Consider the following 17,167-nt stretch of genomic DNA (forward strand, 5'->3'; position numbering starts at 1 on the left):
GAACCACGACCCACTGGAGCTGAGCACCCCCCATGCGACTGATGCGCATAGGCGAACCGGGGCACGAGCGCCCCGTCCTGGCCGCCACGGACGGCACCCGCCACTACGACCTGCGCGGCGTCACGGCCGACATCGACGGTGCCTTCCTGGCGGAGCTGACCCGCGACCCCTCCGTCGTCCCCGACCCGTCCGCCCTGCCCGAGACCGGCATCGAGGGGGAGCGGATCGGCGCCCCGGTCGCCCGCCCCTCGGCGGTGCTGTGCATCGGGCAGAACTACGCGGCGCACGCCGCCGAGTCGGGCGCGGAACCGCCGGAGTGGCCGATCCTCTTCTACAAGTCGCCGAACACGGTCGTCGGCCCGTACGACGAGGTGTTCATCCCGCGCGGCTCGCGCACCACCGACTGGGAGGTCGAACTGGCCGTCGTCATCGGCCGGCGCGCCCGCTACCTGGAGGGCCCGGAGGACGCCCTCGCGCACATCGCGGGCTACACCATCGCCAACGACGTCTCGGAGCGCACGTACCAGCGCGAGGAGTCCGGCGGGCAGTGGTCCAAGGGCAAGAGCTGCGAGACGTTCAACCCGCTCGGCCCGGTGCTGGTCACCCCGGACGAGGTGCCCGACCCGCAGGACCTCGCCCTGCGCTCGTGGGTCAACGGCGAGCCCCGGCAGGACTCGAACACCTCCGACATGATCTTCTCGGTGGCCCATCTGGTGCACCATCTGTCGCAGTACCTGGTGCTGGAGCCGGGCGATGTGATCAACACCGGGACGCCGCAGGGCGTCGCCATGTCGGGCCGGTTCCCGTACCTGGCGGCCGGGGACGTGATGGAACTGGAGATCGCGGGACTGGGGCGGCAGCGCAGCCCGCTGCGGGCCGCCCCGTCATCGTGATGGCCGTCACCCGTTAGGGTGAGGAATCCCCGAACGCCGCCCGATTTGAACGATCTTGGCGGGATTCCCGGGGGGAAGCGCGAGGTGACGCCTGGTTAGGTTGGGCGCCATGGCTTCCCCCCACGTGATCAAAGTCCGCTTCGACGGCGGGCCCCGTCACGGCCGGACGATCGATCTCGTCATCACCGGCCATGTGCCGCTGATGCTCTCCGGCCAGCCGGGCAGCACCGGCCTGTACGAACTGCGCTGCACCGAGGGCCGGGGCACCCGCTACACCTGGATCGACGACCTGCCGGTGCGCCGCTGACCCCCGCGCCTCCGCCGGGCGGTGCGGAGGTCAGCGGCTCCCCGGTGAGCGGCTCCCCGGTCAGCGGCCCAGCACCCGGTAGCGGCGCAGGGCCGCCGGTACGGCCAGGGCGAGCAGGAGCAGCGGCCACAGCACGGCGAGCAGCACGGGATGCCCCGCCGGCCAGGAGGTGCCCTGCCAGGCGGGGTTGCCGAACAGTTCGCGGACGGCGCCGGCGGTGGCCGACATCGGGTTCCACTCGGCGATCGCGCCGAGCCAGCCCGGCATGGTGGCGGGCGAGGTGAAAGCGCTGGAGAGGAAACCCACCGGCCACACCAGCATCTGGACGGTCTGCACCATCTCCGGCCGCCCGGCCACCAGACCGAGCCAGATCCCGGCCCACAGCATCGCGAACCGCAGCAGGAGCAGCAGCCCCACGGCGGCCAGCGCCTGGGCCGGGCCGCCGTGCCAGCGCCAGCCGATGGCCAGTCCGGCGCCGAGCATCACCAGCAGGCCGGCCGCCGAGCTGAGCATGTCGAGCAGACTGCGGCCGATCAGGAACGACGAGGGGGCGATCGGCATCGACCGGAACCGGTCGAGTATCCCTCGGTCGATGTCCTGGGTGAGCGCGACCATGGTGCTCTCCAGGCCGAACGCCATGGTGAGCGCCAGCATCCCGGGCACCAGGAAGTCCTGGTAGTCCCCGCCGCCGGGCACGGATATGCCGCCGCCGATGAGGTAGGCGAACATCACCAGCAGCATCACCGGGAAGAGCAGCGCGGTGGCGACCTGGCCGGGCTGCCGGGCCCAGTGGGCCAGACCCCGGCGGGTCATGGTCAGCGAGTCGGTCCACACGCGGGCGTACGGGGTCATGCGGGCGTCTCCGTTTCCGTGTCCGATGCCGAGTCCGAGTCCGTCGGGCCGGGGCGGTCGGCCGGTGCCGCCGGGCCGGCGCCGTTCCCGGTGAGGGTGAGGAAGACCTCGTCGAGAGTCGGGCGGCGCAGGGCGACGTCCTGGGCCTCGACGTCGGCCGCCGTCAGCGCGGTGACGGTCGCGGTCAGCGCCGCCAGCCGGTCGGGCGCGGCCCGGCTGACCAGCCGGCGGTCGGCGTCCGTCACGGTCCCGCCGACGACGGCCGCCGCCCGGTCCAGCTGGGCGGGGTCCCGCACGACGATGTCGATGCGGTCGGCGCCGGCCCGGGTCTTGAGGCTGTCGGCGGTGCCGTCCGCGATGCACCGGCCCCGGTCGATCACCGAGATCCGGTGGGCGAGCTGGTCGGCCTCCTCCAGGTACTGGGTGGTGAGCAGCACGGTGGTGCCGGCGCCGGTGAGCCGGCGGACCGCCTGCCAGACCTCGGCCCGGCCGCGCGGGTCGAGGCCGGTGGTGGGCTCGTCCAGGAACAGCACCTTCGGGTGGGTGATGAGGGAGGCGGCGAGGTCGAGGCGGCGGCGCATGCCGCCGCTGTAGGTGCGCACCGGGCGGTCGCCGGTGTCCTCCAGCGAGAACTCGGCGAGCAGTCCGGCGGCCCGGCGGGCGGCGCCCGGTCCGCCGAGGTGGTGGAGGCGGCCGAACAGCTCCAGGTTCTGCCGCCCGCTGAGCCCTTCGTCCAGCGCGGCGTGCTGGCCGACCAGGCCGATCCGGCGCCGTACCTCGTCGGGGGCGCGGCCGACGTCGTGGCCGGCCACCTCCGCCAGACCGGCGGTGGGCCGCAGCAGGGTGGTGAGGATGCGGACGGCGGTGGTCTTGCCCGCACCGTTGGGCCCGAGCACGGCGTGCACCGTGCCCTCGGCGACGGTGAGGTCCAGCCCGTCGAGGGCGCGGTGGGTTCCGAAGGTTCTGACGAGGTCGCGGACTCTGATCATCTGCCTCACTCTTCAAGTTTGATTAGTCGGGCGCGGCTCGCCGAGGGTAGGGCAGCGAAACCCGCTAGTCAAATTTGAAGAGACGGAGCAATGAGAGACTGCGCACTGATACACCCCGGACGATTTCCGCAACAGGAGGGCGTGTGATGTCGGTCATCCGGCTGCTGGTGCTGGGCTCGGTCCGCCAGCACGGGCGGGCCCACGGGTACCAGGTGCTCAGCGATCTGGAGTTCTGGGGCGCCCACGAGTGGTCCAACGCCAAGCCGGGCTCGATCTACCACGCGCTGAAGAGCATGGCGAAGCAGGGTCTGCTGGTCGCGCACGAGGCCGCCCCCTCTCCGGCCGGGGGCCCGCCGCGCACCGAGTACGAGGTGACCGCCGCCGGCGACGAGGCCTTCTTCGACCTGCTGCGGCACGCGCTGCGCGCCCACGACGAGCGGATCGACGTGCTGACCGCCGGGGTCGGCTTCCTGGTCGATCTGCCGCGCGCGGAGGCCATCGCCCTGCTGCGGGAGCGGGTGGCCGCGCTGGAGGCGTGGCGCGCGGAGGTCCGCACGCACTGGAGCCCGCCGGACGACACCCCCGAGCAGTGGGGGCACATCGGCGAGATCATGCGGCTGTGGGTGCACACCTCCTCGACCGACGAGGAGTGGACGCGCGGGCTGATCGCGCGCCTGGAGGCGGGCGCGTACGTCTTCGCGGGCGAGGGCGAGCGGCAGCAGGACGTGCTCCCGCCCGGGGTGCCGAACCCGTACGCGAAGGGGGACTGAGCCCTCAGCCCCCGCCGCCCAGCAGGGTGTGCCACAGCCGGCTCAGCAGCTCGCGCGACTCGGCGGGCGGCAGCGCGGCGTCCGAGAGCCGGTCGAGGACGGCCTGGTACGAGGCCACGTCCTCCCGCTTGTCCAGATACAGCGCGCCGGTGAGCTGCTCGACGTACGCCACGTCCGACAACTCGCGCTCGGCGAACCGCAGCACCGTGAACGCGCCGCTCTCCGCGACGTGCCCGCCGTGCGCGAACGGCACCACCTGGAGGGTGATGTGCGGCAGTTCGGAGAACTCCAGCAGCAGCTTGATCTGGTCCGCCATGACCTGCCTGCCGCCGTACCCGCGGTGCAGCGCCGCCTCGTCCAGGACGCAGTGCAGCTGCGGCGCCTGCTCGCTGAACAGCAGCTTCTGGCGCTGCATGCGCAGTTCGACCCGGCGCTCGATCTCGGCGCGCGGCGGGCCGCCCCGGTGGCCGCTGATGATGACGGCCTCGGCGTACGCCTCGGTCTGGAGCAGGCCGTGCACGAACTGCACCTCGTAGGTGGCGATCCGGGCGGCCGCCGCCTCCAGGCCGACGTAGGTCTGGAACCAGCCCGGCAGCACGTCGTTGTAGCTGTGCCACCAGCCGGCGTGGCCGGAGGAACGCGCGAGGCCGAGCAGCGATTCGCGCTCGGCCTCGTCGACCACCCCGTACAGCGTCAGCAGATCGGCCACGTCCCGCTGCTTGAAGCTGACCCGCCCCAGTTCCATCCGGCTGATCTTGGACTCGGAGGCGCGGATCGAGTATCCGGCGGCTTCCCTGGTGACCCCTCGGGACTCGCGCAGCCGTCGCAGCTGTGAACCCAGCAGGATCCGGCGGACCATCGAGCCGCTGTCGTCTCGCTCGGCCATGGGCATGCTGGCGGCGCCCCCTGTGCTGTGCGGCCTGATTGTGGTGGTGGTCGGTGTGGTCATGCGGTCGGCCCTCCACGTCGGACTGGGTGAAGTCTGCCATCTTCGGGCTTCATTCGGTGGTGGGTTGATTACAGTCAATCGATTTTTGAACATGCACGTGCATCTGCCCTTGCATTCGACGAGGGCGTTGGGAAGCATGAGGACCACGCGCTGGGAACCGGTGCGTCTGTACGAGCCTGCCCGGACCGCCGCCGCCGTGAGAGCCAGGAGTGCCGCATGGGGAACGACACGACGCCCGTGCTCGATGTTTTAGGGCCATCGTTCCCCGCCCTCGGCACCCGCTCCGTGGCCGGAAGTGGCACCCTCGCCCTGCCGGACCGGCCCGAATCGGTCCGCAGCGCCCGTGACTTCACCCGCAGCACGCTGGGCTTCTGGCGGCTGGGCGAACAGTACGACGCGGTGTCGCTCGTCGTCTCCGAACTGGTCACCAACGCCCTGCGGTACGGGCGTCCCGCGGTCGAACTGGAGCTGACGCGCGGCAGTCACCGGCTGGTGTGCGCCGTGCGCGACGCCAGCCCCCGGGCGCCGCGGCTGGGCGAACCGGACGAGAACGCCGAATCGGGGCGCGGTCTCCAGCTGGTGGAGTGTTTCAGCGACGGCTGGGGCTGGCGCCACCGGACGGAGAGCGGCGGCAAAGTGGTCTGGGCGGTCTTCCGCATCTGACAGAGTCCTCCGCATGACCATGCTGAGGATGATTGTCGTACTGGGGGTGCTGGTCGCGGGGTTCGCCGTGACCGGCTGTTCCGGTGGCGGGGACGACAGCTGCGAGACCGAGGAGGTCGGCTCGGTCGCCGCACCCGGGCGGTCCTCCGGCGGTTCGGGGGGCGGCGGCCGGGGCGGGGGCCGCTACCGGCCCGGCGGGACCAGCACCTCGGGCGGCGGAGGCGGCAGCGCGCGACAGGACTGCCCCGACCCCACGCCCCGCGCCACCCCGGCGCCCACGTTCGTGCCCACCGTCCCGGCGCCCGCGCGGTAGGGCGCGGCGCGGAGCGCGGGAGCGGCAGGAAATCGCTGGTCGGACGCTCCGCGCCTGTGCCAGGGTCACCGGATGCACGCATCCCGCCGCGCACTGGCGCGCTGGCAGTTCGAGATGACCTGGTCCCTGTTCACGTACCACCTGGAGCGCCTGGAACCCGGCGACTTCCGGTGGCAGCCGGCCGGTGCCGACCCCATCTGGACCGTACGTCCGGACGGCACCGGCCGCTGGATCGCCGACTGGCCCGAGGGCGGCACCGAGCCCGATCCGGTCCCGCTGCCCACCATCGGCTGGCTGAGCTGGCACATCGACTGGTGGTGGAGCGTCGCCCTCGACCATGTGCACGGCCGCCCGCCCCGGGACCGTACCGACATCACCTGGCCGGGCGACGGGCCGGCCGCCGTCGCCCGGCTGCACGCGCACCACGATGCGTGGCTGGCCTACCTCGACGGCCTCACCGAAGAGGACCTGGACGCCACCGCCCCGTACCCCTGGCCGCACGACCCGGAGCACACGGTGGCGCATCTGCTCGCCTGGCTGAACGCCGAACTGATGAAGAACGCCGCCGAGATCGGCCAGCTCCGGATGCTGCGCGCCGTCTCCCCGGCCTGAATCCGTCCCTCCGATAGGATCACCGGACCAGATGTTCTCGGGGGGAGACACATGGCGGAAACCGCCGACGGCGACGGCCGCGCGGACATGACAGGGACGGCGGAGGCGGCACGGCCCCGTCCCCCGAGCGCCCGCTGGTTCACCCGCCGCGGCCCGCTGGCGGCGGCGATCTGCGCGGCCCTCCTGGCGGCGGGCCTGGGCACGGCGAAGGCCACCAGCACGGGCCCCTTCGCCGCCGAACCCCGCTACTGCTGGGGCGCATGGGGACACGACACCAATCCCTCGCTCTTCGGCGGGTCGGAGAACCAGGACCGGACGTGGACGGTGACGGAGGACGAGCTGACCGCTGGGCAGCCGCACGGCAGCTGCACGGTGGTCGTGGAAGCCGGCTACGACGACGAGGTGTCCCGGAACCGCGAGAACGTGAACACGGTACGGAAGACAGTGACGCGGACGCTCACCGTCGCTGTCGGTCCCGCCCCGGCCGATCCGGACGACCTTGTCGAGTGGATCGCCGGGACTGTCGGCAGCGATTCGGCGGCACTGCCGGACGGGCTCCCGGGGTTGGCACACGACACGGGCGGACTGCTGGCACTGCCGGAGGAATGCGCGGCGGACGGCCGACCGGTGTATGCCGCTCTCACCATCGGCCCCCTGGAGGGGCATGCCGGTACGATCCGCTCCGGCGGCCTGGAAAGGGTGGGCCGGATGCTTCTCGAGGTCGGCCGGCAGATGATGACGGAACTGGGGTGTGCCCCCGCCGAACCCTGGGTCATCACCTCACCCTGGTCCCAACTGCCGGAAGAGGAAGAGCCGGCGAGTGACACGGCGGACGTCTGCCGTATCCCGGGCCTGCGCTTCGTCTTCGGCTCGGCCGCTTCGCACTCCGGCCACCGCGTGGGCCCGGTCACCCAGGAGTTCCAGAGCTGCTCGGTCCGGACCGGCAGGGAACCGGCCGGGCCGGCCCTCGAGTTGATGATGCTGGGCCAGCCTTGGCTGACTGCCGCTTTCGCGGAAACGGCGGACGCCCCCTCCTCGCGGGACTGGCGGGGCAGCGGATGGGTCGAGGAGAGCTCGGCGGTCGTGCTCACCGAATGCGGGGGCCGGCCCGTGGTGCTGTTCATGCGGGGGGAGCCCCGGGCCGCGGTGGTGGGGCGTGACACCATCGGATCATTCGCGATCTTCAGCCAGGCAGTGACTCACCGCGTGGGATGTGACCCGGTGGCACCGACCGCGGAGGTGGAGTCATGACGGCGGACGCCGAGGGCCGGGAGGGGGATCGAGGCCCCGGCATGTGGTGGGGGCGCCTGGCCCGGGCGTTGCCACAGGGACGTCGTGCCCTGCTGGCGGCCGGCCTCGCCGGGCTGCTGATCGGGGCCGGAACGGTGACCTGGTGGGAGGAGGCCGGGCCGTTTCAGGACGGGTCGGCCCGCTCCTGCTGGGATTCACTGACCGGGGCCGATCTGCCGCTGCGGGCCGACCGTGAGAAGTGGGGCGAGGCACAGGACGTACGGGCCGAGGAAGTGGCGCCCCTTCGGTCCTCGCCGACCGGGCACTGCCGGATCACGGACGGCTGGAACACACTGCGGGTACGGGTGCACCAGCCGAGTTCCTGGCAGGCGGAGATCAAGCCGGTGGCCGCGGACAGCTGGCCCTGGACCCTGACACATGTGACGTCCGACATGACCTGGCTCGGCGGTGAACTGCGGGGCATGGCCTCGTCGACCAGGGCGTGGCTCGCCCTGCCCGCCAGTTGTGCGAGCCCGACGGCTTGGGACGGGCCGGTGATCGTGGACATATCGATCGGGGGCGAGGAAATCCGGGGTGCGGACGAGGAGTACCGGACCGTGCGGGACTCGCTGGCGCGGACGGTGACGCGGGTCGCCAACGGCACCATGCGGGAACTGGGCTGTGACGGCGAGTTCCCTCTGCCGGAGGATCTTCCCGATCCGATCGCCGGAGAGCGGGTTTCCCCGGAGCGCCTGTGCGGAATCGAGGGCCTGGCTCTCCCCGAGGAGTATCAGGAGCGATTCGTATACGAACGGGCCGGTCACGACGGGGGACCAGCCCGCTCCTGCGAGCTGAGCACGCCCGTGCTGGGTGAAGCCGTGCGGTTGACAACCATCGAGGATCCCGGCATCGCCCGGTCCTTGCGGGGAGCCGAGCACGGTCTCGGGGAGATGGTGGTCGCCGACCAGGGATACGACCGGGGGCGCGGTGAGATCGGCCCACGACTGGCCCTCTTCCACGCCCGCTGCCAGACCGGCGATGTCACCTTCGCGATGCACCATGTGATCCAGGCACGTGAGCACCGAGGGCTCACCCGGGAGGTTTTCGCCGATTATGTCGAGGCCGAAGCCGAGCGGATCGGGTGCGGGCCCTTGACGATCCGCCCGGCCGACTGACGTCCCACCCCCCCCGATCGGCCGACCGCCCCGGCGGCGGCCCCTCAGTGCACCAGGTGGTCGAACTCCCCGTCCTTCACGCCGAGCAGCAGCGCGGCCACCTCGGCGCGGGTGTAGACCAGCGCGGGCCCGTCCGGGAAGCGGGAGTTGCGCATCGCCACCTCGCCGCTGGGCAGCAGGGCGAATTCGGCGCAGGTGCCCTGGGAGTTGCTGTGGCTGCTCTTGAGCCACTGCACATTCTCCAACTGCTGCGCGGCCATGCCGTTGTACACGTCGGGCACGGTGACTCCCGGGGGTTGTGCGACTGGTGGAACGTCTCAACTTCCGCCCAGCATAACGGCGTTCACATGCAGGTGCACGTGAGGATGCACGTGCACAACGCCCCGTTGTCGCGCCATCACCCCTGGTCAGAGCCCCTGCCCGCCGGACGGGCTCAGCGCGAGGCGTACGGCAGGAGCGCCATCTCCCTGGCGTTCTTGATCGCCCGCGCCAGCTCCCGTTGCTGCCGCACCGTGACCCGGGTGACCCGGCGGCTGCGGATCTTCCCCCGGTCGGAGATGAACTTCCGCAGCAGCTCCGTGTCCTTGTAGTCGATGTACGTGATGCCCGCCGCGTCCAGCGGATTCGGGCGCTGTTTCGCCGACTGCCTGCGGTCTTTGGACGAACGGCGGCTGATCATCGTTCCGTGACTCCTTGGGTGGTGGGATCGAGCAACGTGTCGAAGGAGGAGGGCCGCACCGCCGACCAGGCGCCGCGCCCGGCCGCGTACTCGGCGTCCGTCAGCAGACAGGACTCCAGCACCGCCGTCAGCCCCTCCGTGTCCAGCCCGGGCGAGGTGAACACCAGATGCTGCACCCGGTCCCCGCACACCGGATCCCAGTCCAGCGCGGCGGCGGCCCGGCGCACCGGCGGCACCATCTCCCAGGCCGCGTCCGGCAGCGCCGCCAGCCACGGACCGGCCGGCTCCACGCACAGCGCGCCGCCCGCCGCGTCCCACGCCAGCAGGGTGTCGGGCCGGTCGGCCAGCCAGAACCGTCCCCGGCTGCGGGCCGCCGCGCAGGTCAGATCCTCCAGCGCCGCGTACAGCCGCTCCGGGTGGAACGGTCGCCGCCGGCGCCACACCAGCGTGGTGACCCCGGACTCGTCCGCCTCCTGCGGCAGCAGCGCGCTCGCCGGATGCAGCCGGTCCGCCGCCGCCCCCGGATCGAACCCGGCCGTCGCCAGCGCCGCGAACCGCGGATCGGCGGCCTCCACCCGGTGCGCCGTCGGGTGCAGCTGGGCCAGCAGGGCGTGGTCGGTGTCGTCGGCCTCCTCGCTGTCCGCGCCCGGCGCGAGGGCGAGCACGGTGGCGTACTCCAGCTGCCGCGCCCAGGTGTCACCGACCGTCCGCTGATCGGTGGTGGCCGCGGCCAGCGCGTGCTCGGCCAGATCGTCGCCGCAGCCCAGGTACGGCAGGGCCAGCGCCGGATCGACGGCCGTGACCACTCCGGCCACCCGCAGCGCCTGCGGGTCGGCGTGCTCGGTGATCACCTCGGCCATGGACTTCGGCTCGACCGAGTCCCACAGTTCGACGACGGCGAGCGTGCAGGCGCCGTCCGCCGCGAGCCGGGCCAGCTCCGGGACGAGGTCCTCGCGCAGCGCACAGCAGGCGCAGTCGTTGACCAGCGGCGCCTCGCCACCGGCGACCACCCCGCCGGCGGCGGTGCGCACCGTCCGGGCGACGGTGCCCCGGGCGGGACCTTCGCTCAGATCGTGGTGCAGCGCCACGGCGCCGGGGTCGGAGCGCAGCAGCGCGTCGACGGCGGCGCGCCGGGCGTCGGCGTGCAGCCCGGCGACGATGACGACCGGCAGGCCGGTCATCGCCGCCGCCCGTAGCGCCGTTCGAAGCGCTCGACGCGTCCGGCGGTGTCCACGACGCGGGCGTTGCCGGTGTAGAAGGGGTGGCTCGCGGAGGAGATCTCCACGTCGATCACCGGGTAGGTGGCGCCGTCCTCCCACTCCACCGTCTTGTCGCTGGTGGCGGTGGAGCGGGTGAGAAAGGCGAAGCCGGCGGCGCGGTCACGGAAGACGACGGGCCGGTACGGGGGGTGGATGCCTGGCTTCATCGGGGGTTCCTCCTCGGGTTCAGCGCTCTTCGCGGAAGTCGACGTGGCGGCGGACGACCGGGTCGTACTTGCGCAGGACGAGGCGGTCGGGGTCGTTGCGGCGGTTCTTGCGGGTGACGTACGTGTAGCCGGTGCCGGCCGTGGACTTCAGCTTGATCACGGGGCGGATGTCGTTCCTGGGCATACGGGCTACTATACAGAAACGGGAATCATTTTCATTAAGGAGGAAGAGTTTGTCCGCGCACTGCCAACTGACGGGTCGCGAGCCCCGCTTCGGCAAGACCGTCTCGCACTCCCACGTCCGCACCTCGCGCCGCTTCGACCCCAACATCCAGCGCAAGCGGTACTGGCTCCCCAGCGAGGGCCGCTACGTACGGCTCACCCTCAGCACCAAGGGCATCAAGGCCGTCGATGCCCTCGGCATCGAGGCGGCCGTGGCCCGGATCCGGGCCAGGGGAGGCAAGGTCTGATGGCGAAGAAGAGCAAGATCGCCAAGAACGAGCAGCGCAAAGCGGTCGTCGCCCGGTACGCCGCCCGCCGCGCCGAACTCAAGGAGCTGATCCGCTCCCCGCACACCGGCGACGCCGAACGCGCCGCCGCCCAGCGCGAACTGCGCGCCCAGCCGCGCGACGCCAGCGCCACCCGGATCCGCAACCGCGACAGCACCGACGGCCGCCCCCGCGGCCACCTGCGCGCCTTCGGCCTGTCCCGGATCTCGGTCCGGCAGCAGGCGCACGCCGGCTACCTGCCCGGCGTGCGCAAATCCAGCTGGTAGCACGGACGTCCGCGCCCTCCCCCTCCGCGCCCCCTCGGCGGGAGGGGGAGCCGGCCCCTGCCGCCCGGCCGCGGCCCGTGCCTTCTGTCACGACTTCGCACCTGGATTCGCCCGGCACTCCCGCACGGTTCCGGCCATCGCTAGGGTGTCGCCCGTGACGAGCGGTATGCGTAATAAGCGAATCAGGCGCGCCGGCCCGGCAGCCGGCCTGGCCCTCATCCTGGCCACGGTCGCCGGCTGCTCATCCGACGGCGGCGACAACGAGGAACCCATCGACACGGGCGGCTCGTCGTCCCCTTCCCCGGACGCGGAGGGCGGGGAAGGGGACGAGGCGGATCTTGCCGAGTTCTACGCAGCCTACTGGGACGCCCTGGTGGAGCTGGAGAACTCCGAAGAACTGAACGTCGAGCTCCTGGACGGCTTTGTTACGGGCGAGCTCTTGGAGGGGGAAGTGTCCCGGCTGCGGGATTTCCGGGCCAATGGACTCAGCCGGAGCGGTGAACCGGTCATCGAAGATGTGACAATCACAGTTGACGAGGACACGGCACGCATCGAATCCTGCAAGAGCGAAGAGGGCTGGGACGTCGTCACCGGGGGAGAAGTCATCCCCAATGTCGTCCCCGAAGAGCTTCTTGCGTTTCACCCGTACGTCGTCACCTTGGAGAGGACATCCGAAGGCTGGTTGATCAACGAGACTCTTCCCCAGGAGGAGGCGACCATCTCATGTTCATGACGACCGGGGCGCGTACGGGCCGGGGGGCCTTGCGGGGGCCGCTGGCGCGAGGGCTCGCGGTGGCGGCCCTGGCCGTCGGGCTGGTGTACGCCGTTGCCCAGGACGCGAGGGCCGATACCCAGGACCCGGACTGCTACAAGCCCGGGGGTTCCGGCAAGCTGATCTACGTCTGCCATGTACCCGGTGGCGAGGAATCGGGCAACGGCGGTGGCAGCGGGGGCGGCGGGGGTGGCTCCAGCCAGCCCAGTTGCGACCTGAGCCTCGCCGGTGAGGGCAGTAACCGCTGGTGCGAGGGGGAGTACGCCTGCTGGGCGAACATCCCCTCCGCCGCCTACCCCACCCCGGACACCTGGCCCGAGGGCCAGCCGTCCGAGGACTCCGTCTACATCTACAAGAACTGCCAGAACGCCGAGGGCGACGGCTACGACGAATGGGGCTGGCACACCCCCCAGGAAGAACAGGGCCCGTCCCTCCAGGAGCGGGCAATGATGGCCTTCGGTCAGCTGAACACCCCGGAGTTCTCCCTGGCGTTCAGCCCGCCGGGCCACTCCATCATCTACATCGACACCTGGTGGTGGGCCGAGGGAGCGCCCGCTGGGGAGATCCGGGGCAGCTCGGCGCTCGGCGTCGTCGCGGTCGGTACCCCGTCCCACATCGAGGTGGACCCCGGGGACGGCAGCGGCGTGATGACCTGTGACTTCGTCACGTCCGAGAGCGACGCCTGCTCCTACACCTACTCGCGCTCCGGGGACTACACGACCTCGGGCCGGCTCGTCTACGACGTGCACTTCGAGTACGACGGGACGACCCTGGATCTGCCGGGCCTGCCCGACTCCCTGGAGAGCGCCTGGCAGGAGAGCGGCATCACCGTGACCGAGTCGCAGGCGGTCGTGGTGCCGTAACGCTGGTCGGCTCCCACGGACGAGGGCCGCGGATCCGACCGGATCCGCGGCCCTCGTGCCGTTCGCGGGGGGATCACTCCCCGGTCGCCGGACCGAGGAGCTGAAGGTGGACGGTGCCCGCCGCGAAGCCGGGGGACCCTTCGGCGGCATCGGAGCTGCCGGCGTGGACCGATGCCACCTCCCACAGCTTGTCGGCGATCTCCACGGTGTCGCCCTCACGTACATCCTTGTAGAACGCCACGGTCCGCTGCTGGGCCACGACGAGGATGTCCGCGCGAGCCGGCTCCGTCCGTACCTCCTGCACCACCACGCCAAGTCCGTCGGCTCCTGGCTCGTTGTGCGGAACGTGCCACTGCAACGACCAGCGCCCCTCGTTGGTGCTCGGCCACTCGCTCACATCTTCTCCCTCGTCCCCTGCTCCGTCCTGGCCACCACCGGCCAGGACAACACGGTAGGTGCAGACCTGGGCGACATCGAAGGACTGTCCCGCGATGCTGACACCGTCCCCGGCCGCCACCGACCAGCTGTCCGGCCCGTCCACGAGTTCGAGCTGCGCCTGCCGCGTGGTGCCGTCGGCACTGCCGTCCGTGTAGGCGAGCACGGTGCCGTCCGGCAGGGTGGCCTCCCCACCGCGCAGCACCCGCGTGCCTGACGGCGGCGGATCGCCCTCGCACTGCGGTCCGGCGTCGGGTGGCGGCGCCTCGGCCGGAGGTTGCTCCTCAGCTGGGCTTTCGGGTGAGCGCGGCGGACCGGACTCGTCCTGGTCACCGCCACAGCCGCCCAGAACAAGAGCCATCGCTACCGCGCCCGGAAGCCACAGCGCGCGTCGTGTCGTCATGCTCATCTCACATCTCCCGGTACGGCAGGAGGCACATCACTTGGGTACCGTCAGAGCCTGCGCGCTGTTGAAGTAGCGCTCGTACTGTTCCTCGGTGACCTCCAGCGGAGGGTACCGGTCGCCCCACGGATTGCCGAGAATGACCTTTCCGTCCTCGAATCCCTTCACGTAGTAGACGTGCCGGGTGGAGAAACTGTTGCCCCACTCCTCCGGGATGTCGTCGCCGTCGGTACCGGTGGCCACGATGACCGGCTGCCCGCTGTTGAAGGCATCCCGCATGTCGGAGAAGCCGTCGCCGATGCTCTCCGACTCGTTGCCCGTGAGATAAGGCGGTGCCTGTTCGGTGAAGTCCCACTCGATGGCGCCGTAGGTGCCTCGTTCGGCCCGGTCGAAGGCGGGGTCGTCCTGGTATCCGTCGGGCGCGCCGCCCTGGTCCTCCCCGTACATCAGCGCGAACGCCTTCTCGTAGTAGGCCGGCCAGGTCTCGCCGTTCCCGTAGGCCGACATCGGGTTGCCGTTCTCGTCCATCGGTAGTTCCGGAGTGACCGTCACCCAGCGCAGGTTGCCGTGCTCGTCCCAGATGCGGACGTCCACGGTGCCGTTGGGGTTCTGCCGCAGTCCGTCCTGGATGAACTGCGGGTCGGTCTGGGTGATGGCCGTCAGCGAAGCGATGTACCAGCAGTCGCCGAAGCGTCCCTGGGAGATGTCGGCAGCCGAGACGAAGGCACCGGTGCCGTCCGGGGCGAACAGCGGATCGGTCGGCACTCCCCACCGCATGCCGTTGGCGGACTCCCCGTTCTGGGAATTCTCGCCCATGAGGTAGGCGTCGGTGGAGGTGAAGTCGGGCTGCACCCAGGGAAAGGCGTTGACGAGCTTGTCCAGGTTGCGTTTGTCGACAGCCGCCAGCAGCCCGCTGAGGTGATCGCGGCGCTGATCCTCGGGGATACCGTTCTGCTCGCGGGTGATCAGACTCCAGAAGCCCGTTTCCTCGTCGGTGAGCAGATCGTTGTACCGCTCCAGGTCTGCCGGTGGCACCTTGGCGACGAACAGATCCAGCTCGACCGCCGTGAGACCGTCGAGTTGGCTCATGATCCGCTCCAGCTCGTCGCGGTTGCCGTTGCTGCCGAAGTCCTGGCCGTCCAAGCCCTCCAGGGCCGTCAGTGCCTCCTCGATGTCCTCGGCGTTCGGAGGGTCCTCGTCGGCGAACAGCAGGCGGTCCGGGATCCGGTACCCGGCGTCGGCCAGGTCCCGGCAGCCGTCGATCTGCTCCCGCCGGCGATCGATCTCCCCGGCCGTCCGCTCCAGCGAACCGGCGAGGGAACCGGGCAGTGAGACGTATGCGCTGAAGAGGCCACCGATCCCTCCCCAGCCCAGCACACTGGACAGGGCGGGGTCCCGGGTGGCTGGCTCGTTGTCGAGGTGCTCGCCCGCCTCCCTCAGCACCTCACGCAGCTCTCTGTGCAGATCGTGTGCGCCACCGCTGAGTTCGGACAGATGTGTGGAGAGCTGGCCCAGCCGCTCGATGTCGAAGCCGCGGAAGGTCATGGCCTACTCCCCCTCCTCGTCGGCGCGCTCGTCCAACTGCGTTGCGGCGGAATCCCAGCGCCTCGCATCGTCCGTCAGCGCTTCGGACATGCCACGCAGGGAGCCCTGCAACTCGGCGAGTTCCTCCGTGGTGGTCTCCGCGTACGGCCCCTTCCACAAGGGTGGGTCGCTGCTCTGGGCCGTGGTGACGGCCGTGCTGAGGTAGGAGTCCAGCACACCGGCCACCCTGCGTGCCTCGCGCGCGCACTCGCGCAGCTTCTCGGCGCGGCGGCGCAGCTCTGCCGCGGACTCTCCGGTTGTTGTGCCGTTTGTCAACGGATCCCCCAACCGTGGACGTAGCAATGCCTGATCCGCGTCACCTTACGCGCGGTTGAATGGGCTAGTGGGTCAACCCGTTCGTGGGAACGCTTTGTTCCAGGATCATGACCGTTCTCGCACATTGTGATGGGCTGCCCGCATGAGAGTGCGTGCGCTGGTCGCGGGTGTGATGCTGTCCGTTCTCCTCGCCGGGTGCGGGGGCGGCGGCGACAGTGGGGGGAGCCGGACCGAGGGGGGCGGGGACGGCGACAGCACCGAGACGTCGCCGTTCACCGGGGAGGAGACCGGCACGGGGCCCGTACTCGCCGTCAAGGTGGACAACGCGCCGCAGGCCAGGCCGCAGGTGGGGCTCGGGGACGCGGACATCGTCTACGCCGAGCAGGTCGAGGCGGGGCTGAGCCGCTTCCTGGTGATCTTCTCCGGGACGCTGCCGGACGAGGTGGGCCCGGTGCGTTCCGCGCGGCAGTCGGATCTGGAGCTGCTGCGGCAGTTCGGTACGCCGGCGCTCGCCTACTCCGGGGTGCAGAGCGCGCTCCAGCCCGAGCTGGACGACGCCCGGCTGATCCAGCTCACGCCCGGCATGGCGCCCGAGGCGTACGAGCGGCTGGAGGACCGGGAGGCGCCGCACAATCTGTTCGGCCGGCCGAAGGAGCTGCTGGCCGCCGCCCCGGACGCCTCCGACGCCGCCGACATCGGGTTCCGGTTCGGTGACGCGCCCGCGAGCGGCGGTACGGACACCTCCGAGGAGACCGTCTCCTTCCCCGCCGCCTCCTTCGGCTTCTCCTGGTCGGCCGATGACGGGCACTGGAAGGTGTCGCTGGACGGGGACGAGACCGACCTGACGCCGGCCACCGTCGTCATCCAGCACGTGAGCATCACGCAGTCGGAGTTCCACGACAGCTCCGGCGCGTTCACCCCCTTGACCCGCACCACCGGCGAGGGCACCGCGCTCGTGCTGCGCGACGGGAAGGCGTACGAGGGCCGCTGGTCCCGGCCGGACGCCGACTCCGGGACGACCTTCACCACCCCGGACGGTGAGCCGCTGCGGTTCGCCACCGGCCAGGTCTGGGTGCTGCTGACCGAGGGCTGAGCGACACCATCGGCGGTACCGGACGGGTTGTCATACCGGCGTCCATGCCGCCAAGCCGGTGGTGTCGCGTGCGCTGACGGAGTGTTGGACGCCTCGTGCGGAGCACTC

At 71.1% G+C, this 17,167-nt stretch carries 24 protein-coding genes; 13 read left to right on the forward strand and 11 right to left on the reverse strand.

What is annotated here, in order from left to right:
• Positions 1-32: 32 nt before the first annotated feature.
• Entirely contained in the window at positions 33-893 is an 861-nt protein-coding gene (locus BM385_RS14395) for a fumarylacetoacetate hydrolase family protein (RefSeq protein ID WP_019436234.1), read from the forward strand.
• 109 nt (positions 894-1,002) lie between these two features.
• Complete coding sequence (locus BM385_RS14400) at positions 1,003-1,200, forward strand: hypothetical protein (protein WP_019436235.1); 198 nt, start codon at positions 1,003-1,005, stop codon at positions 1,198-1,200.
• A 60-nt stretch (positions 1,201-1,260) separates the two neighbouring features.
• On the opposite strand, the gene BM385_RS14405 is transcribed toward BM385_RS14400, so the two are convergent.
• Both BM385_RS14405 and BM385_RS14410 read right to left on the reverse strand, forming a co-directional pair.
• A complete protein-coding gene (locus BM385_RS14405; protein ID WP_093843278.1) occupies positions 1,261-2,052 on the reverse strand; it encodes an ABC transporter permease in 792 nt (263 codons plus the stop codon).
• Positions 2,049-3,041, reverse strand: coding sequence for an ATP-binding cassette domain-containing protein (locus BM385_RS14410; protein WP_019436237.1), 993 nt, complete (start codon positions 3,039-3,041; stop codon positions 2,049-2,051). The genes BM385_RS14405 and BM385_RS14410 overlap by 4 nt, the downstream gene beginning before the upstream one ends.
• A gap of 146 nt (positions 3,042-3,187) precedes the next feature.
• Between BM385_RS14410 and BM385_RS14415 the strand changes: the two genes are divergently transcribed.
• Positions 3,188-3,811 (forward strand): PadR family transcriptional regulator, encoded by a 624-nt coding sequence (locus BM385_RS14415; protein WP_093843279.1) that lies wholly within the window; start codon positions 3,188-3,190, stop codon positions 3,809-3,811.
• A gap of 4 nt (positions 3,812-3,815) precedes the next feature.
• Here the strand turns inward: BM385_RS14415 and BM385_RS14420 are convergent, their stop codons facing one another.
• Positions 3,816-4,697 (reverse strand): Sco1979 family transcriptional regulator, encoded by an 882-nt coding sequence (locus BM385_RS14420; protein ID WP_037756807.1) that lies wholly within the window; start codon positions 4,695-4,697, stop codon positions 3,816-3,818.
• A gap of 279 nt (positions 4,698-4,976) precedes the next feature.
• On the opposite strand from BM385_RS14420, the gene BM385_RS14425 reads away from it, so the two are divergent.
• From BM385_RS14425 to BM385_RS14445, 5 genes are all read left to right on the forward strand, one after another.
• Positions 4,977-5,423, forward strand: coding sequence for an ATP-binding protein (locus tag BM385_RS14425; RefSeq protein WP_019436240.1), 447 nt, complete (start codon positions 4,977-4,979; stop codon positions 5,421-5,423).
• Positions 5,424-5,436: 13 nt separating this feature from the next.
• Positions 5,437-5,736: a hypothetical protein gene (locus BM385_RS14430; protein ID WP_019436241.1), complete on the forward strand. Its 300-nt coding sequence runs from the start codon at positions 5,437-5,439 to the stop codon at positions 5,734-5,736.
• A gap of 72 nt (positions 5,737-5,808) precedes the next feature.
• Positions 5,809-6,348, forward strand: coding sequence for a DinB family protein (locus tag BM385_RS14435; RefSeq protein ID WP_019436242.1), 540 nt, complete (start codon positions 5,809-5,811; stop codon positions 6,346-6,348).
• Positions 6,349-6,672: 324 nt separating this feature from the next.
• Entirely contained in the window at positions 6,673-7,599 is a 927-nt protein-coding gene (locus tag BM385_RS14440; RefSeq protein WP_139275174.1) for a hypothetical protein, read from the forward strand.
• A complete protein-coding gene (locus tag BM385_RS14445; RefSeq protein ID WP_093843281.1) occupies positions 7,596-8,753 on the forward strand; it encodes a hypothetical protein in 1,158 nt (385 codons plus the stop codon). Before BM385_RS14440 ends, BM385_RS14445 begins: the two co-directional genes overlap by 4 nt.
• A gap of 44 nt (positions 8,754-8,797) precedes the next feature.
• On the opposite strand, the gene BM385_RS14450 is transcribed toward BM385_RS14445, so the two are convergent.
• The 5 genes from BM385_RS14450 to rpmG form a co-directional block, all read right to left on the reverse strand.
• Positions 8,798-9,013, reverse strand: coding sequence for a DUF397 domain-containing protein (locus tag BM385_RS14450; protein ID WP_078576483.1), 216 nt, complete (start codon positions 9,011-9,013; stop codon positions 8,798-8,800).
• A gap of 173 nt (positions 9,014-9,186) precedes the next feature.
• Positions 9,187-9,432, reverse strand: coding sequence for a 30S ribosomal protein S18 (gene rpsR, locus BM385_RS14455; RefSeq protein WP_019436246.1), 246 nt, complete (start codon positions 9,430-9,432; stop codon positions 9,187-9,189).
• Positions 9,429-10,613: a CobW family GTP-binding protein gene (locus tag BM385_RS14460; protein ID WP_019436247.1), complete on the reverse strand. Its 1,185-nt coding sequence runs from the start codon at positions 10,611-10,613 to the stop codon at positions 9,429-9,431. Before BM385_RS14460 ends, rpsR begins: the two co-directional genes overlap by 4 nt.
• Positions 10,610-10,858 carry a type B 50S ribosomal protein L31 gene (locus BM385_RS14465; protein ID WP_019436248.1) on the reverse strand — a complete coding sequence of 83 codons (249 nt, stop codon included), beginning with the start codon at positions 10,856-10,858 and terminating at the stop codon, positions 10,610-10,612. Before BM385_RS14465 ends, BM385_RS14460 begins: the two co-directional genes overlap by 4 nt.
• Positions 10,859-10,877: 19 nt before the next feature.
• Positions 10,878-11,042, reverse strand: coding sequence for a 50S ribosomal protein L33 (rpmG, locus tag BM385_RS14470; RefSeq protein WP_019436249.1), 165 nt, complete (start codon positions 11,040-11,042; stop codon positions 10,878-10,880).
• A gap of 49 nt (positions 11,043-11,091) precedes the next feature.
• Here rpmG and rpmB point away from each other — a divergent pair, with 49 nt between their 5' ends.
• The 4 genes from rpmB to BM385_RS14490 all read left to right on the forward strand — a co-directional run bounded on the left by rpmB (position 11,092) and on the right by BM385_RS14490 (position 13,268).
• Positions 11,092-11,328 carry a 50S ribosomal protein L28 gene (gene rpmB, locus BM385_RS14475; protein ID WP_093843282.1) on the forward strand — a complete coding sequence of 79 codons (237 nt, stop codon included), beginning with the start codon at positions 11,092-11,094 and terminating at the stop codon, positions 11,326-11,328.
• Positions 11,328-11,633 carry a 30S ribosomal protein S14 gene (gene rpsN / locus BM385_RS14480; RefSeq protein WP_019436251.1) on the forward strand — a complete coding sequence of 102 codons (306 nt, stop codon included), beginning with the start codon at positions 11,328-11,330 and terminating at the stop codon, positions 11,631-11,633. Before rpmB ends, rpsN begins: the two co-directional genes overlap by 1 nt.
• Positions 11,634-11,787: 154 nt before the next feature.
• A complete protein-coding gene (locus tag BM385_RS14485) occupies positions 11,788-12,366 on the forward strand; it encodes a hypothetical protein (protein ID WP_019436252.1) in 579 nt (192 codons plus the stop codon).
• Entirely contained in the window at positions 12,357-13,268 is a 912-nt protein-coding gene (locus BM385_RS14490; protein WP_139275175.1) for a hypothetical protein, read from the forward strand. The genes BM385_RS14485 and BM385_RS14490 overlap by 10 nt, the downstream gene beginning before the upstream one ends.
• Positions 13,269-13,341: 73 nt before the next feature.
• On the opposite strand, the gene BM385_RS14495 is transcribed toward BM385_RS14490, so the two are convergent.
• The 3 genes from BM385_RS14495 to BM385_RS14505 are packed head-to-tail and all read right to left on the reverse strand — an operon-like array spanning position 13,342 to position 15,867.
• Positions 13,342-14,106, reverse strand: a complete 765-nt coding sequence (locus tag BM385_RS14495; RefSeq protein WP_139275176.1) for a hypothetical protein — start codon at positions 14,104-14,106, stop codon at positions 13,342-13,344.
• 36 nt (positions 14,107-14,142) lie between these two features.
• Positions 14,143-15,651, reverse strand: a complete 1,509-nt coding sequence (locus BM385_RS14500) for a C2 family cysteine protease (protein ID WP_026047848.1) — start codon at positions 15,649-15,651, stop codon at positions 14,143-14,145.
• Between the two features lie 3 nt (positions 15,652-15,654).
• Positions 15,655-15,867 carry a hypothetical protein gene (locus BM385_RS14505; RefSeq protein ID WP_019436255.1) on the reverse strand — a complete coding sequence of 71 codons (213 nt, stop codon included), beginning with the start codon at positions 15,865-15,867 and terminating at the stop codon, positions 15,655-15,657.
• Positions 15,868-16,108: 241 nt separating this feature from the next.
• Between BM385_RS14505 and BM385_RS14510 the strand changes: the two genes are divergently transcribed.
• Positions 16,109-17,059, forward strand: a complete 951-nt coding sequence (locus BM385_RS14510) for a DUF3048 domain-containing protein (protein ID WP_078576475.1) — start codon at positions 16,109-16,111, stop codon at positions 17,057-17,059.
• Positions 17,060-17,167 lie beyond the last annotated feature (108 nt).

The organism is Streptomyces harbinensis (genome assembly GCF_900116145.1).
In the GTDB taxonomy this organism is placed as follows: domain Bacteria; phylum Actinomycetota; class Actinomycetes; order Streptomycetales; family Streptomycetaceae; genus Streptomyces; species Streptomyces carpaticus.

Coding starts and splice junctions, on each gene's coding strand:
- rpsN (WP_019436251.1), top strand. CDS start 11,328: ATGGCGAAGAAGAGCAAGATCGCCAAGAACGAGCAGCGCAAAGCGGTC.
- BM385_RS14490 (WP_139275175.1), top strand. CDS start 12,357: ATGTTCATGACGACCGGGGCGCGTACGGGCCGGGGGGCCTTGCGGGGG.
- BM385_RS14510 (WP_078576475.1), top strand. CDS start 16,109: ATGAGAGTGCGTGCGCTGGTCGCGGGTGTGATGCTGTCCGTTCTCCTC.
- BM385_RS14405 (WP_093843278.1), bottom strand. CDS start 2,052: ATGACCCCGTACGCCCGCGTGTGGACCGACTCGCTGACCATGACCCGC.
- BM385_RS14395 (WP_019436234.1), top strand. CDS start 33: ATGCGACTGATGCGCATAGGCGAACCGGGGCACGAGCGCCCCGTCCTG.
- BM385_RS14500 (WP_026047848.1), bottom strand. CDS start 15,651: ATGACCTTCCGCGGCTTCGACATCGAGCGGCTGGGCCAGCTCTCCACA.
- BM385_RS14435 (WP_019436242.1), top strand. CDS start 5,809: ATGCACGCATCCCGCCGCGCACTGGCGCGCTGGCAGTTCGAGATGACC.
- BM385_RS14495 (WP_139275176.1), bottom strand. CDS start 14,106: ATGACGACACGACGCGCGCTGTGGCTTCCGGGCGCGGTAGCGATGGCT.
- BM385_RS14445 (WP_093843281.1), top strand. CDS start 7,596: ATGACGGCGGACGCCGAGGGCCGGGAGGGGGATCGAGGCCCCGGCATG.
- BM385_RS14425 (WP_019436240.1), top strand. CDS start 4,977: ATGGGGAACGACACGACGCCCGTGCTCGATGTTTTAGGGCCATCGTTC.
- BM385_RS14465 (WP_019436248.1), bottom strand. CDS start 10,858: ATGAAGCCAGGCATCCACCCCCCGTACCGGCCCGTCGTCTTCCGTGAC.
- BM385_RS14410 (WP_019436237.1), bottom strand. CDS start 3,041: ATGATCAGAGTCCGCGACCTCGTCAGAACCTTCGGAACCCACCGCGCC.
- BM385_RS14415 (WP_093843279.1), top strand. CDS start 3,188: ATGTCGGTCATCCGGCTGCTGGTGCTGGGCTCGGTCCGCCAGCACGGG.
- BM385_RS14460 (WP_019436247.1), bottom strand. CDS start 10,613: ATGACCGGCCTGCCGGTCGTCATCGTCGCCGGGCTGCACGCCGACGCC.
- BM385_RS14420 (WP_037756807.1), bottom strand. CDS start 4,697: ATGGCCGAGCGAGACGACAGCGGCTCGATGGTCCGCCGGATCCTGCTG.
- BM385_RS14400 (WP_019436235.1), top strand. CDS start 1,003: ATGGCTTCCCCCCACGTGATCAAAGTCCGCTTCGACGGCGGGCCCCGT.
- rpmG (WP_019436249.1), bottom strand. CDS start 11,042: ATGCCCAGGAACGACATCCGCCCCGTGATCAAGCTGAAGTCCACGGCC.
- BM385_RS14430 (WP_019436241.1), top strand. CDS start 5,437: ATGACCATGCTGAGGATGATTGTCGTACTGGGGGTGCTGGTCGCGGGG.
- rpsR (WP_019436246.1), bottom strand. CDS start 9,432: ATGATCAGCCGCCGTTCGTCCAAAGACCGCAGGCAGTCGGCGAAACAG.
- BM385_RS14450 (WP_078576483.1), bottom strand. CDS start 9,013: ATGGCCGCGCAGCAGTTGGAGAATGTGCAGTGGCTCAAGAGCAGCCAC.